General features: G+C 71.7%; 11 protein-coding genes. 9 read left to right on the top strand and 2 right to left on the bottom strand.

The window, feature by feature from the left end:
- Window positions 1–53: 53 nt before the first annotated feature.
- The 3 genes from WYM_RS19205 (at window position 54) to WYM_RS04480 (ending at window position 3328) form a co-directional block, all read left to right on the top strand.
- Entirely contained in the window at window positions 54–554 is a 501-nt protein-coding gene (locus WYM_RS19205) for a PLD nuclease N-terminal domain-containing protein (RefSeq protein ID WP_019179635.1), read from the top strand.
- A 71-nt stretch (window positions 555–625) separates the two neighbouring features.
- Window positions 626–2431: a 2-succinyl-5-enolpyruvyl-6-hydroxy-3-cyclohexene-1-carboxylic-acid synthase gene (gene menD, locus WYM_RS04485; protein WP_026059543.1), complete on the top strand. Its 1806-nt coding sequence runs from the start codon at window positions 626–628 to the stop codon at window positions 2429–2431.
- Window positions 2432–2464: 33 nt separating this feature from the next.
- Entirely contained in the window at window positions 2465–3328 is an 864-nt protein-coding gene (locus WYM_RS04480; protein ID WP_019179633.1) for a polyphosphate kinase 2 family protein, read from the top strand.
- A gap of 5 nt (window positions 3329–3333) precedes the next feature.
- Here WYM_RS04480 and WYM_RS04475 read toward each other — a convergent pair whose 3' ends face one another.
- Both WYM_RS04475 and WYM_RS04470 read right to left on the bottom strand, forming a co-directional pair.
- A complete protein-coding gene (locus WYM_RS04475; RefSeq protein ID WP_019179632.1) occupies window positions 3334–4104 on the bottom strand; it encodes a class I SAM-dependent methyltransferase in 771 nt (256 codons plus the stop codon).
- Window positions 4105–4436: 332 nt separating this feature from the next.
- Window positions 4437–5726 (bottom strand): isochorismate synthase, encoded by a 1290-nt coding sequence (locus WYM_RS04470; protein WP_040569038.1) that lies wholly within the window; start codon window positions 5724–5726, stop codon window positions 4437–4439.
- A gap of 22 nt (window positions 5727–5748) precedes the next feature.
- Between WYM_RS04470 and WYM_RS04465 the strand changes: the two genes are divergently transcribed.
- The 6 genes from WYM_RS04465 to WYM_RS04435 all read left to right on the top strand — a co-directional run bounded on the left by WYM_RS04465 (window position 5749) and on the right by WYM_RS04435 (window position 12437).
- Entirely contained in the window at window positions 5749–6303 is a 555-nt protein-coding gene (locus tag WYM_RS04465) for a DUF402 domain-containing protein (protein ID WP_019179630.1), read from the top strand.
- Window positions 6304–6425: 122 nt separating this feature from the next.
- Window positions 6426–7142: a class I SAM-dependent methyltransferase gene (locus WYM_RS04460; RefSeq protein ID WP_083866142.1), complete on the top strand. Its 717-nt coding sequence runs from the start codon at window positions 6426–6428 to the stop codon at window positions 7140–7142.
- A gap of 9 nt (window positions 7143–7151) precedes the next feature.
- A complete protein-coding gene (locus WYM_RS04455; RefSeq protein WP_019179628.1) occupies window positions 7152–8207 on the top strand; it encodes a polyprenyl synthetase family protein in 1056 nt (351 codons plus the stop codon).
- A gap of 78 nt (window positions 8208–8285) precedes the next feature.
- On the top strand, window positions 8286–9659 hold the full coding sequence (locus tag WYM_RS04445; RefSeq protein ID WP_019179627.1) for an FAD-dependent oxidoreductase: 1374 nt from the start codon (window positions 8286–8288) through the stop codon (window positions 9657–9659).
- 68 nt (window positions 9660–9727) lie between these two features.
- Window positions 9728–10738, top strand: a complete 1011-nt coding sequence (locus WYM_RS04440; protein ID WP_019179626.1) for an alpha/beta hydrolase — start codon at window positions 9728–9730, stop codon at window positions 10736–10738.
- Between the two features lie 286 nt (window positions 10739–11024).
- Window positions 11025–12437 carry a serine/threonine-protein kinase gene (locus WYM_RS04435; protein WP_019179625.1) on the top strand — a complete coding sequence of 471 codons (1413 nt, stop codon included), beginning with the start codon at window positions 11025–11027 and terminating at the stop codon, window positions 12435–12437.
- Window positions 12438–12461: the final 24 nt, after the last annotated feature.

Below are 12461 nucleotides of genomic sequence, written 5' to 3'. Positions count from 1 at the left end.
ACGAGACTTCCCGCGGGCGCCCGTGCGGCCGCGGGCCAGCCTAGGATGGGAAGATGGCTCGCGGGTTGCTGATCGTAGCGCTGGTGGCGACCGTGTTCTGGGTCTTCACCATCGTCGATTGCGCCGTGCAGCCCGCAACTCGCCACCGAGGCGTCAGCAAGCCCGTCTGGATCCTGATCGTCGTGGTGCTGCCCGTGCTCGGCGGCATCCTGTGGCTCGCCGTCGGACGCACACGAAAGTCGGCCATCGCCCGCCGGAAGGCGCCGGACGACGACCCCGACTTCCTCGGGCGCATCGGCACGATCAGCGACCAGGACGAGCGCATCCGTCGGATGGAAGAAGAGCTCGCCCAGCTCGACGCCGAGGGCGAAGACCCCCGGTTCCAGCCGCCGACGCTTCCCGCGGTACCCGACGACGCCACCGCGTCCGGATCGACCGCCCCGAGGTGCGGACGGTCCTGCCCCGACCGGCACACCCCCGGTCGAGCCGCCGGCCCGGCCCGGCGACGGCGAAGACGACTCCCGCGGTCAGCGCGGAGCCGTCGGCTGACGTGACCGACCCGAACGGCGCCGATCGCCCCGTCGTGGCCGATCCCGCCGGCGCCACTGCGCCCGACGAACCGCCGATGGCGGTGCCTCTGGCCCCGGCCGCCGCGACCGACGCAGCTGCCGCTCTGCTGTGCCGGCTCATCGAGCTCGGCGTACGCCATGTGGTGCTGAGCCCCGGCTCGCGCTCGCAGGCGCTCGCTCTCGTCGCCGCAGAGCTCGAGCGGCGCGGCGCCCTCCGGCTGCACGTCCGCATCGACGAGCGCGTCGCCGGATTCACCGCTCTCGGCATCGGTCGCGAGACGCGGATGCCGGCGGTCGTGGTCTGCACTTCAGGCACCGCCGTGGCGAACCTGCTGCCGGCGGCGCTCGAAGCGCACCACGGTGCGGTGCCGCTGCTGCTGCTCACGGCCGACCGGCCGCCGGAGCTGCGGGGCGTCGGAGCCAACCAGACCACGCGCCAGCCGGGGATGTTCGCGCCCACGGTCCGGTTCGAGGCCGACCTGCCCGTACCGGAGGACGTCGACGCCGACGGCTGCGGCGAACAGAGCCTGATGCTGCGCGGCGTCGCCGAGGAGGCCATGACGGCGGCGCTCGGCGCCGGGGTCCGCACCGCCGGGCCGGTGCATCTGAACCTGCCGTACCGCGAGCCGCTCTCGGGGGCACTGCCCGAGTGGATCGGCGTGCCCGCGGCGGAGCTGGCCACGGCTTCGGGCGCGCATCCCGACGCTCCGCCGGCCGAAGCGCCGCCCGAAGACGAGATGTCGGGCGCGCTCTATCAGGGCGGCGGCGGCATCGGCGAGTCCGATGTTCCGCTCGAGCCCGAGGACGACCCCGTCGTGCTGGAGCGCGGCCCACGGACGATCGTGCTGGCCGGCGCCGACGCCGGGCCCGACGCCGAGGCGCTCGCGCATGCCGGCGGCTGGCCGCTGGTCGCCGAGATCGTCAGTGGCGCGCGATTCGGCCGGAACCTCGTGCACGGCTACCGGGCGCTGCTGTCGGATCCCGACCTCGGCGGTCGCATCGAGCGCGTCGTCGTGCTGGGGCATCCCACGCTCAGCCGTGAGTCGTCGGCGCTGCTGTCCGATCCCGGCATCGAGGTCGTCGCGGTGCGGGGGCCGGGGGAGCCGCTCAATCTGAACGGGGTCACGACCGCCGCCGACACCATCGCCGTCGCGACCGGCGACCCCGACCGCGTCTGGCTCGGGGCGTGGCTGCAGGCGTCGCGCGCGGCATCCGTCGATCTCGCTCCGCCGGCCCCCGACGCGGACGGCCTTGCGTCGGCCGTGCCGGAGGAGCGCCTGGGCGCCATCGCGGCCGAGCTCGAGGTCATCCGGGCTCCGCTCGACCGTGCGGCGCTCGTCGACGCCGTGTGGCGAGCGACCTGGCCGCACGACCGGCTGGTGTTCGGATCGTCGCGCATCGTCCGCGTCGCCGACGCCCTCCTCCCCGGCAAGAAGGTGCCCGTGCACTCCAACCGCGGCCTCGCCGGCATCGACGGCACGGTCGCCACCGCCATCGGCGTCGCGCTCGCCAGCCAGGCCGGCGGCGGACCCGGAGTCACCCGCGTGCTGCTCGGCGACCTCGCCCTGCTGCACGACGCCGGCGCCCTCCTTCTGCCGCCGACCGAGCAGCAGCCGCGCCTTCAGGTGGTCGTCGGCAACGACGGCGGGGGCACCATCTTCGACGCGCTCGAGGTGGCCGCCGTCGCCGTTCCCGAGGTGATGGACCGGGTGCTGTACACGCCGCACGCGGTGAGCCTCGAGCAGCTCGCCGCCGCGTACGGGTGGGAGTACCGCCGAGTCGCGACGCGGTCGGCGCTCGACCAGGCGCTCACGGCGCCGGTGACCGGCCGGCAGATCATCGAGGTCCCGCTGGCGCGCTGACCGGCGCGCCGCGGCATCCGCCATGATGGCTCCATGATCGCGAAGAGCCAGAAGCACTGGACCGGGGATGTCGCCGAGATGCTGCGCGTCGGCGAGGGCTTTCGGCTCGCCGAGGTCGACGCCCGCTCCACGCCCGGCTACGAGAAAGACAAGGTGCACGCGGCCGAAGACCTCGCGGCCGGCTCGGTGCAGCTGGACGAGTATCAGGAGCGCCTCTTCGCCCGCAGTCGTGTCGATGTCACGAACGCCTCCGTGCTGCTGGTCCTGCAGGCGATGGACTCGGCTGGCAAGGGCGGGATCATCCGGCATGTGGTCGGTTCGGTAGACCCGCAGGGTGTCGCGCTCGCCGCGTTCAAGAAGCCGACGCCGGAAGAGCTCGAGCACGACTTCCTGTGGCGCGTGCGCAAGCGCCTGCCCGAGCCCGGGTTCATCGGCGTCTTCGACCGCTCGCACTACGAGGATGTGCTCATCGGACGGGTGCGCGAGCTGGCCCCGGCCGACGAGATCGAGCGCCGGTATGCCGCGATCAACGACTTCGAGAAGACGGTGACGGATGCCGGAACCCGTGTCGTCAAGGTGATGCTGCACATTTCGCCCGAGGAGCAGAAGGAGCGCCTCATGGAGCGCCTCGAGCGTCCCGACAAGCACTGGAAGTACAACCCCGGCGACGTCGACGAGCGCAAGCTGTGGCCGCAGTACATGGATGCCTACCAAAGCGTCTTCGAGCGGACCTCCACCGAGCACGCGCCGTGGCACGTCGTGCCCGCCGATCGCAAATGGTACGCACGCCTGGCGGTGCAGCACCTGCTGCTCGAGGCGCTGGAAGACATCGATCCGCAGTGGCCGGCCGCCACGTTCGACATCGAGGCCGAGAAGAAGCGGCTCGCCGCGAGCTGACCCGCCTAGATCTGGCCCGGTACGACGCCGCGGGCCGCCCACGCGGTCGCGGCGATCGTGAAGGGGCCGGTGCCGAGCAGTCGGGCGCACTGCTCCTGCACCCGGTCGCGGTCCTCTGCCGACAGCGCGGTGAGCTGCCTCCCGGCGGGGGCGACGCCGTGGCCGTACGACGCCCACCACTCGTCGAAGTCGCCGTACTCGACCGCAACGGTCAGTTCTGCCTCCTCGACGTCCGTGCAGCCGGCGTCCCACAGAAGGGTGACCAGCTCGCCCTCGCTCGCGCCGACGCGATCGGTCTCGTCGTCGATGTCGTCGATGACGGCGGCGAGGCCTTCGAAGAAGGTGCGCTGCGGTGCGCGACGCCCGGCGAAATCCCACACGCATGCGGCGACCACGCCGCCAGGCCGGGTGACCCGCAGCATCTCGCGCATGCCGGCCGTGGCATCCGTCATGAAATGCACCACCAGCTCGGCGAGCGTCGCCGCGAACAGATGGTCGTCGAACGGAAGCGCCTCGGCGTGGCCGTGGCGGACGTCGGCCCACGGGAAGCGTTGTGTCATCGCGGCGACGAAACTCTCCGACGGATCGACGGCGGCGATCTCGGTCTCGCCGAACCTCCGGGCCAGCACCGCGGTCAAGGCGCCGGTGCCGCAGCCGACGTCGAGGGCGCGACCTTCGGCGGGAAGACGGGCGAAATCGGCGAACGACACGGCGAGGGGAGCGGAGAACCGCCCCATGAACCCGTCATAGGCCTCGGCAGCGACGTCGAACGACATGGCGGCGAGTGTACGCCGGGCGGCGCGACGCGGGAAAGAGACGGCCGCAATGCCCCCGTACGCTCAGGCGGTGACGCGGCTCGAAGCGCGGTAGGCTCACGAGGATCGGCTCGGCGCGCGGTTCTCGCTGCGGGCCTTCCATCGCGAGGCGCTGTCGTTGTCTCCCATGGGGCTCGATCCGCTGCGGAAGCTCCTGACCCTCACCGGCTCCGACCTGCCGGCCTGATACGGGCGGACTCGACAGGAGAACTGCTTCCGCGCAGGAGAACCAGGACCGTGAAGCTCCTGTGGAGGCCTGGATCTCCTGCGCGGTCGGCTCAGCTCAGCTCGGCTCAGGCGAGCGCGTCGACGATCGGCCGGAACTTGACCCGCGTCTCGAGCAGCTCGGTCTCGGGGTCGCTGGCGGCCACGATCCCGGCTCCGGCGTGCGCGACCACGGGGACCGTGTCGCTGAACGACGCGTAGCCCCGCACCGGGCCGCTGCCGATCTGGGCGCACCGCAGTGCGATCGCCCATTCGCCGTCGCCGTCCCCGTCGACCCAGCCGACCGGGCCGGCGTACCGGCCGCGGTCGAACGGCTCGAGCGTGCGGATCAGCTCGATCGCCGCATCCGTCGGCGTGCCCGCCACTGCGGCGGTCGGGTGCAGCGCCGCGACGAGATCGAGCGAGGACGCGTGGTCGGCGATCTCACCTGCGACGTCGGTGGCGAGGTGCCACAGGTTCGGGAGCTCGAGGGTGAACGGCTCGGCGTCGGCGCGCATGCCGCGCACGTGGGGCCCGAGGGTGTCGAGCACGCTCTGCACGGCGTAGCGGTGCTCCTGCATGTCTTTGGCGCTGTGCGCGAGGGAAGAGGATGCCTCGGCGTCATCGCCTGCGTCAGTCCCACGGGGGATCGTCCCGGCGAGCACCCGGGCGGTCACGGCTCCGTGCGAGACGGTGACGAGGGTCTCGGGGCTCGCGCCGATCAGCCCGTCGACCGCGTACGTCCACGTATCGGGGTAGTCGTGGGCGAGAGCGCGGACGAGCCGTCGCAGATCCGCCCCGGCGGGGATCGTGCCGACGAGGTCGCGCGCCAGCACGACCTTCTCGAGGTCGCCGGCGAGGATCGCGTCGACCGCCGCGCGGACCGCCGCCTGGTATCCGGCGGGAGCAAGGGCGCCCGGACCCAGCGTGGCCGACCAATACGGGCCGTACGGTATCGGGTCGATCAGGGGCTCGACGATGTCGGAGCCCGTGGAGCGGATGCGGGTGATCCAGGAGCGGCCATGGTGACGCCCCACGACCGCCTGCGGGATCACGAGGCGGCTGGTGGCCGTCGAGCGCTCGTCGAAGACGAGCGTGCCGAACGACACGAGCCCGGTTCCCGGGAGCCCGACGGGGTCGTCCACCTCCGCGTCCGCGGCCATCCGACGCCACGCCTCGGCGGGCGAGGGTGCGTCGACGGCGGACGATGCGTCGGGACCCTGCTCGAACCCGCCGAGCGAGCCGATCCCGACGATGCCGTTGCCACGACGCAGCCAGGCGAGCGGCGCATCGGGCGAGGTGTAGGCCAGCAGATCGCCGACCGGGTCGATCTCGCGGGTCTCGACCACCAGGCGGTCCGGTGGATGCGAGCCTGTCACCCCTCCAGCCTAGACTCGCGGCATGACCGACCTCGTCATACCGCCGCGCCCGCTGCCGGGCACGCGACTGCTCTTCCGCTGGCGCAAGTGGGACGGCTCCGATCACTGGGTGCACGAGTGCGTCTACCTGGGCTCCGACGAGTGGGGCGACTGGTTCGGCCAGCTCGCCGGCTGGCGCAGCTTCCGGCCCGGGCGGGACTTCCTGGCCGACGCGCCGAACGTCACGCTGCTGCCGCCGGACGGCGATCACGTCGTGACGCTCAACCAGGCACCGCCCGCGTCGTACTGGGTGTACATCGACCTCGCGTGGGACGCCCACTGGGAGGACGAAGAGCCTTCCGGCATCGACATGGACCTCGACGTGGTCCGCGCCCTCGACGAGCGCGGCGTGTTCATCGACGACCGCGACGAGTGGGACGAGCACCGCGTCGACTTCGGCTATCCGGCCGACGTCGTCGAGAAGCTCGAGGCGCTCGCCGTCGACCTCGAGCGGCGGGTCGAGGCGCGGGAGGCGCCGTTCGATCAGGCGACCGCCGACAAGTGGCTCACCCGTCTCGAAGGTCTCGACCTCCCCTGAACGGCGTCCGGCCCCGCCGCGGCGAAGGAGGACGCACCTAGACTCGAGGCGTGGCATCCGAACCCTCCGCGGCTGAACCGAACCGCGCCGACCTGCACAAGGATCCGTCGCGCGTGAGCGGCATGTTCGACCAGGTCGCCGCCGGCTACGACCGCACCAACACGGTGCTGAGCATGGGTAACGACCGGTTCTGGCGGGCCGCCACGACCCGGGCGGTCGCTCCGCGCCGAGGCCAGAAGATCCTCGATCTCGCCGCCGGCACCGGCACCTCGAGCGTCGCCCTCGCGCGCAGCGGCGCGACCGTCGTCGCCGCGGACTTCTCGCCGGGCATGATCGCCGAGGGCGAGCGCCGGCACGGTGCGAGCGCACCGGGTGGCGGCATCCGGAATCTGTCCTTCGTGCAGGCCGACGCGACGGCACTGCCCTTCGAGGACGACGAGTTCGACACCGTCACGATGTCGTTCGGGCTGCGCAACGTCAACGAGCCCCGGAAAGCTCTGAGCGAGCTGCTCCGGGTCACGCGACCGGGCGGACGGCTGGTGATCTGCGAGTTCTCGCACCCGCCGTCGAAGGCGTTCAGCGGTCTGTACCGCTTTTACAACGACCGGATCCTGCCCGTCGTCGCCAAGGCGATGAGCTCGAACGCCGACGCCTACGACTACCTGAACGAGTCGATCCGCGACTGGCCCGACCAGCGCACGCTGGCCGCGTGGATCCGCGACGCGGGCTGGACCGGCGTCGCGCACCGCAATCTTTCGATGGGGATCGTCGCCCTCCACCGGGCTGTCAAGCCGCGGGGCCCTGTCGCGGCCGCCGAGCCGACCGCCGGCCCCCGGTAGGCTGGGGGTGTGACTCCCTCAGCGCCGGGCTCGCGTATCGCGGGCAAGCTGGGCCTCACCGATCGCATCTTCGCCGGGCCCCGGTCCCGCAAGCTTCTCTCTGCGGTCGAAGCGGGCCTCAAGCGCGTCGACGGCGCCCTCGAGAACGAGCTGCGCGTCGCCGACTCGCTCGCCGACGCCACCAGCCGCTACCTCTACCAAGCGGGCGGAAAGCGGGTGCGCCCCATGCTGGCGCTGCTGACCGCGCAGCTGGGCGAGGGCACGACCGATGAGGTCATTGAGGGTGCGACCGCTCTCGAGATGACGCACCTCGGCTCGCTGTATCACGACGACGTGATGGATGCCGCAGACAAGCGCCGTGGGGTGCCCAGTGCACACGCGGTGTGGGGGAACAGCGTCGCGATCCTCACCGGAGACCTGCTCTTCTCGCGGGCCAGCCAGATCATGGCGCGTCACGGAGACCGGGCCATCCACCTGCAGGCAGACACCTTCGAGCGGCTCGTGCTCGGGCAGATGCACGAGACCGTCGGGCCCGCCGAGGGCGACGACCCGGTGGAGTTCTATCTGCAGGTGCTGTCCGACAAGACCGGCTCGCTGATCGCCGCCGCCGCGCAGGCCGGTGTGATCTTCTCCCGAGGCCCCGGGGAGTTCGAGCAGCCGATGGTGGTCTTCGGCGAGAAGGCCGGCGTCGCGTTCCAGCTGCTCGACGACGTCATCGACCTGTCGGCGGACCCCGACGAGACCGGCAAGGTGCCCGGCACCGATCTGCGCGCGGGCGTGCCGACCATGCCGTACCTCGTGCTCGGGCAGCTGACGGATGCCTCCTCAGCCGCGCTGCGGGCCCGCATCGACGACGGCGTCGCGCTCATCGCCGACGGCGCCGACCCCGCGATCCTCGACGAGCCGCTCTCTCAGCTGCGCGAGCACGAGGCCACGCAGGCCACCCTCGACCTCGCGCATTCGTGGTCGCAGCAGGCCATCGACGCGCTCGCCCCGCTCCCGGACGGGGCCGTGCGCGAGGCGCTGACCCGATTCGCTCAGGCCGTCGCCGACCGCTCCAGTTAGCCTGCGGTCCGGGGCCCGTCGAAGGGCGCGAACACCACCTTCGACACGCCCGTCGGACCGCTCCCCGAAAGGACACCCATGACCAAGCTCCGGCTGGCGATCGTCGGTGCAGGACCGGCGGGCATCTATGCCGCCGACATCCTGCTGAAGGCCGAGCGCAAGTTCGACGTCTCGATCGACCTCTTCGAGCAGCTGCCGGCGCCCTACGGCCTGGTCCGCTACGGCGTCGCGCCCGACCACCCGCGCATCAAGGGCATCATCACCGCGCTGCGCGAAGTGCTCGACCGTGGCGACATCCGCATCTTCGGCAACGTCCGGTTCGGTGAAGACATCACCCTCGACGACCTCAAGCACCACTACAACGCCGTCATCTTCGCCACCGGCGCGATCCGCGACACCGATCTCGACATCCCCGGCATCGACGCGATCGGGTCGTACGGCGCCGCCGATTTCGTGAGCTGGTTCGACGGCCACCCCGATGTGCCGCGCGAGTGGCCGCTGGAGGCGGCATCCGTCGCCGTCATCGGCAACGGCAACGTGGCCCTCGACATCTCGCGCATGCTCGCCAAGCACGCCGAGGATCTGCTGCCGACCGAGATCCCCGAGAACGTCTACGAGATCCTGAAGGACTCGCCGGTCACCGACGTCCACGTCTTCGGCCGACGCGGGCCCGCTCAGGTGAAGTTCACGCCGCTCGAGCTGCGCGAGCTCGGTGAGCTGCGCGATGTCGACATGGTCGTCTACGACGAGGACTTCGACTACGACGAGGCGTCCAAGGCGGCGATCGCCAGCAACAAGCAGGTCATGGTCATCGACCGCGTGCTGCAGGCCTGGCGCAAGCGCGACTCGGTCAACAACACCGGCGGCACGGCCTCCCGTCGCCTGCACCTGCACTTCTACGCCAAGCCGCTGGAGGTCGTGAAAGACGAAGAGGGTCGCGTGGCGGCCTTCCGGTACGAGCGCACCCGCCCCGACGGCGAGGGCGGGGTCGAGGGCACCGGCGAGATCCGCGAGGTGCCGATCCAGGCGATCTATCGCGCCGTCGGGTACTTCGGCTCGCCGCTCGCGGGCGTGCCCTTCGACAAGCGCCACGGCGTGATCCCGAACCATGAGGGCCAGGTGCTGCGCAAGGACTCCAACGAGCGCGTTCCGGGTGTCTACGCCACGGGCTGGATCAAGCGCGGACCGGTGGGCCTCATCGGTCACACCAAGTCCGACGCGATGGAGACCGTCCGCCACCTCATCAACGACCAGGGGTCGTGGTGGCAGCCCGTCGATTCGTCCGAGGAGGGCATCCCCGAGCTGCTCGCCTCGCGCGGCGTGCAGTGGACCGACCTCGCGGGCTGGCACCGGCTGGACGAGCACGAGGTCGCGCTCGGCGCCCCGCACGAGCGTGCGCGCATCAAGGTCGTTCCCCGAGACGAGATGGTGTCGATCTCGCGCGGCGAGTGAACCGCGCATCCTGCCCTCCGTCGCTGAGTCCGGCGGAGGGCAGAGAGCCTCACCCCTAGGCTGACGTCATGGCCGGGCATTCTCAGCAGTGGGTCCCGGACGTGCTCGGCGAGCCGTTCGAGCAGCTCACCCTGCCGCTGGGGGTGGACGGAGATCACGGGCCGCTCGTCGCGACCGTGGTCCGCAGCATCCCGAATCCGGTCACCACGCTGTTCGCGTCGCTCCGGGACGTCGACGTGCTCTACGTGCACGGCTGGTCGGACTACTTCTTCCAGGCCGAGCTCGCGCGCTTCTGGAACAGCCGGGGAGCGCGCTTCTATGCCCTCGACCTCCGGCGGTACGGGCGAAGCCTGCGCGATGGCGAGCAGCCCGGCTACGTCGATTCGCTCGACGATTACGACATCGACATCGAGGCGGCGCTGGCAGCGATGGGGCACGGGACGGCGGCGGATGCCTCGTCCCGCCGTCGGCTGGTCCTGCTGGGTCATTCCACCGGCGGTCTGACGCTGACGCTGTGGGCCGCCCGGCATCCGGGGCGGGCCAGCGCCCTGGTGCTCAACAGTCCGTGGCTCGAGCTGCAAGTGGGCGCGATCGGTCGCCAGGCGCTCGCTCCGATCGTCGAGATGCGGGCGCGCATCGATCCCCGCGGCACGCAGCCCGCCGTCGATCTCGGCTTCTACACGCGAGCGCAGGACGAGATCGGCAGCCTTCCCGCCGGGAAGGAGCGGGCGGCGTGGCGCCCCGACCGCGGCTTTCCCACGGCGCCCGGCTGGCTCGCCGCCGTGCTCAACGGCCACCGCCGCGTGGCCGCGGGCGTCGAGGTGGACTGCCCCGCCTTCGCGATGCTGTCGGCGCACTCCACGCCGGCGCTGACCTGGCGGGAGTCGATGACCTCGACCGACTCGGTGCTTGTCGTCGACGACATCGCGCGTGCCGCGACCCGGATCGGGCGCCTCGTGACCGTTGCGCGCATCGACGGCGCGATCCACGACGTCTTCCTCTCGCGCCCCGCGCCGCGCGCCGCGGCGTATCAGGCGCTGGACCGCTGGCTCGCCGGATACGTGGCGCACGCCCGGTGAGGGTGTCCCCCGAAGAGGGGACAGAGATGGTTCTACCAATCGGGTTACGCTATACGGGAGGTGTCCCCAGCGCCTCAGGGAGAGGTCGATCCCCAAGACCTTTCCCAACTCGTCGCCGAGAGCCGTTCGCCGGGGGGTGGACGTGCGAGAACCGGTGACGACAGGCCCCGGGTGTCCCCAGCACCCGGGGCCTTCGGCTTGTCCAGGGGCGGCGAGGCGGCGCACAGGCGACTAGTTTCGGAAGGGTCGGCGCGCACGCCCGGGGCGCGACGAGGGGGAGGAGCCGATGACTGGCGCCGAGGAAGACCCGTTGACACCGCTGCTCGACGGCCGGTACCGGCTGGGCGCCTGCGTCGGCGAGGGCGGCATGGCACGCGTCTACCGGGGGGAGGACGTCGTGCTCGGCCGGACGGTCGCGATCAAGATGATCCGGCCCGGTGTCGACGGAGCCGTGTCGGAGCGTGCCCGCAGCGAGATGACGGTGCTCGCATCGCTGAACCATCCGTCGCTCGTCACCCTTTACGACGCCCACCTCGTGCCGGGGCAGCCCGAGTATCTCGTGATGGAGTTCGTCGAGGGGCCCACGCTCGGCTCTCGTCTGGACTCGGGACCCCTGTCTCCCGGCATCGTGGCGCACCTCGCGGCCGAGCTCGCCGAGGCGCTCCACGTCGTGCACGCCGCCGGCATCGTGCACCGCGACATCAAGCCGTCCAACGTCCTCCTCAGTCCCGCCGCCCTCCCGGGGGCCCGACCCCGGGCGAAGCTCGCCGACTTCGGCATCGCGCTCCTCCTCGACGGTTCGCGACTGACCTCGCCCGGGCTCGTGATCGGCACCGTCGCCTACCTCGCGCCCGAGCAGCTCCGCGGCGGCGAGCCCGCGCCGCCGGCCGACATCTACTCCCTCGGTCTCGTCCTTCTCGAAGCGCTCACGGGTGAGCGGGATCACCCTCGTGGTGGAGGCATGGCCGCAGCGCTGGCCCGAGTCGAGAGTCCGCCGATCATCCCCGTCTCTCTCGGTCCCGGATGGACGTCGCTGTTGACGCGGATGCTGAACCTCGAGCCGTCGCGACGTCCGACCGCTGCGGAAGTGGCCGTCGCCGCCGGGGAACTCACGGATGGCCTGACCTCGGCCGCGACCGCCGCCGGCTCGGTCGATGCGGAAGCGACCGCTGCGACCGCCCCGGCGACGGCCGCCACCCTCGTGGCGCCCACAGCCGGCGCGAGCGTCGGCGTCGGCGCCGGCGCCGCGGCGATGGAACCCGCGCGGGCCGCCGCCGCGTCGGGTAAGAACCCCGACTCCCGCCGCCGCGCCGGACGCCTGCTCGCGGGCGTCGGTGCCGGCGTTGCGGCCGCCGTCGTCGCGACGGCCACCATCATCGGTGTCACGACGGCCGGCACCCCGGGTCAGCAGCCGGCTCCGGCCGCGACCACGCCTGCAGGACCCGGTCCGACCGACGTGCCGGCCCCGACCGAGGGCGGGAACGAGGTCGTGGTCGACCCTGGACTGACCGAACAGCAGCTCGAGGAGCAGGAGAAGGCGCGCAAGAAGGCCGAGGAAGAGGCCCGCAAGCAGGAGGAAGAGGCCCGCAAGCGAGAGGAGGAGAACCGCAAGCGGACCGAAGAAGAGCAGAAACGGCTCGAGGAGGAGCAGAAGAAGCACGAGGAAGACGCCGAGGACGATCAGGACGGCGACGACTGATCACTGTCTCCGTGCGCGGTGGGG

It is taken from the genome of Microbacterium yannicii PS01, from assembly GCF_000304335.1.
In the GTDB taxonomy this organism is placed as follows: Bacteria; Actinomycetota; Actinomycetes; order Actinomycetales; family Microbacteriaceae; genus Microbacterium; species Microbacterium yannicii_A.
Note: the sequence above shows the minus strand (reverse complement) of the source record. Positions and strands in the feature narration are given on the sequence as shown.

What these genes read in the sequence shown, in the direction of transcription:
- WYM_RS19205 (WP_019179635.1), top strand. Translation starts at nt 54, where the DNA reads ATGGCTCGCGGGTTGCTGATCGTAGCGCTGGTGGCGACCGTGTTCTGG.
- menD (WP_026059543.1), top strand. Translation starts at nt 626, where the DNA reads ATGGCGGTGCCTCTGGCCCCGGCCGCCGCGACCGACGCAGCTGCCGCT.
- WYM_RS04480 (WP_019179633.1), top strand. Translation starts at nt 2,465, where the DNA reads ATGATCGCGAAGAGCCAGAAGCACTGGACCGGGGATGTCGCCGAGATG.
- WYM_RS04475 (WP_019179632.1), bottom strand. Translation starts at nt 4,104, where the DNA reads ATGTCGTTCGACGTCGCTGCCGAGGCCTATGACGGGTTCATGGGGCGG.
- WYM_RS04465 (WP_019179630.1), top strand. Translation starts at nt 5,749, where the DNA reads ATGACCGACCTCGTCATACCGCCGCGCCCGCTGCCGGGCACGCGACTG.
- WYM_RS04460 (WP_083866142.1), top strand. Translation starts at nt 6,426, where the DNA reads ATGTTCGACCAGGTCGCCGCCGGCTACGACCGCACCAACACGGTGCTG.
- WYM_RS04445 (WP_019179627.1), top strand. Translation starts at nt 8,286, where the DNA reads ATGACCAAGCTCCGGCTGGCGATCGTCGGTGCAGGACCGGCGGGCATC.
- WYM_RS04440 (WP_019179626.1), top strand. Translation starts at nt 9,728, where the DNA reads ATGGCCGGGCATTCTCAGCAGTGGGTCCCGGACGTGCTCGGCGAGCCG.
- WYM_RS04435 (WP_019179625.1), top strand. Translation starts at nt 11,025, where the DNA reads ATGACTGGCGCCGAGGAAGACCCGTTGACACCGCTGCTCGACGGCCGG.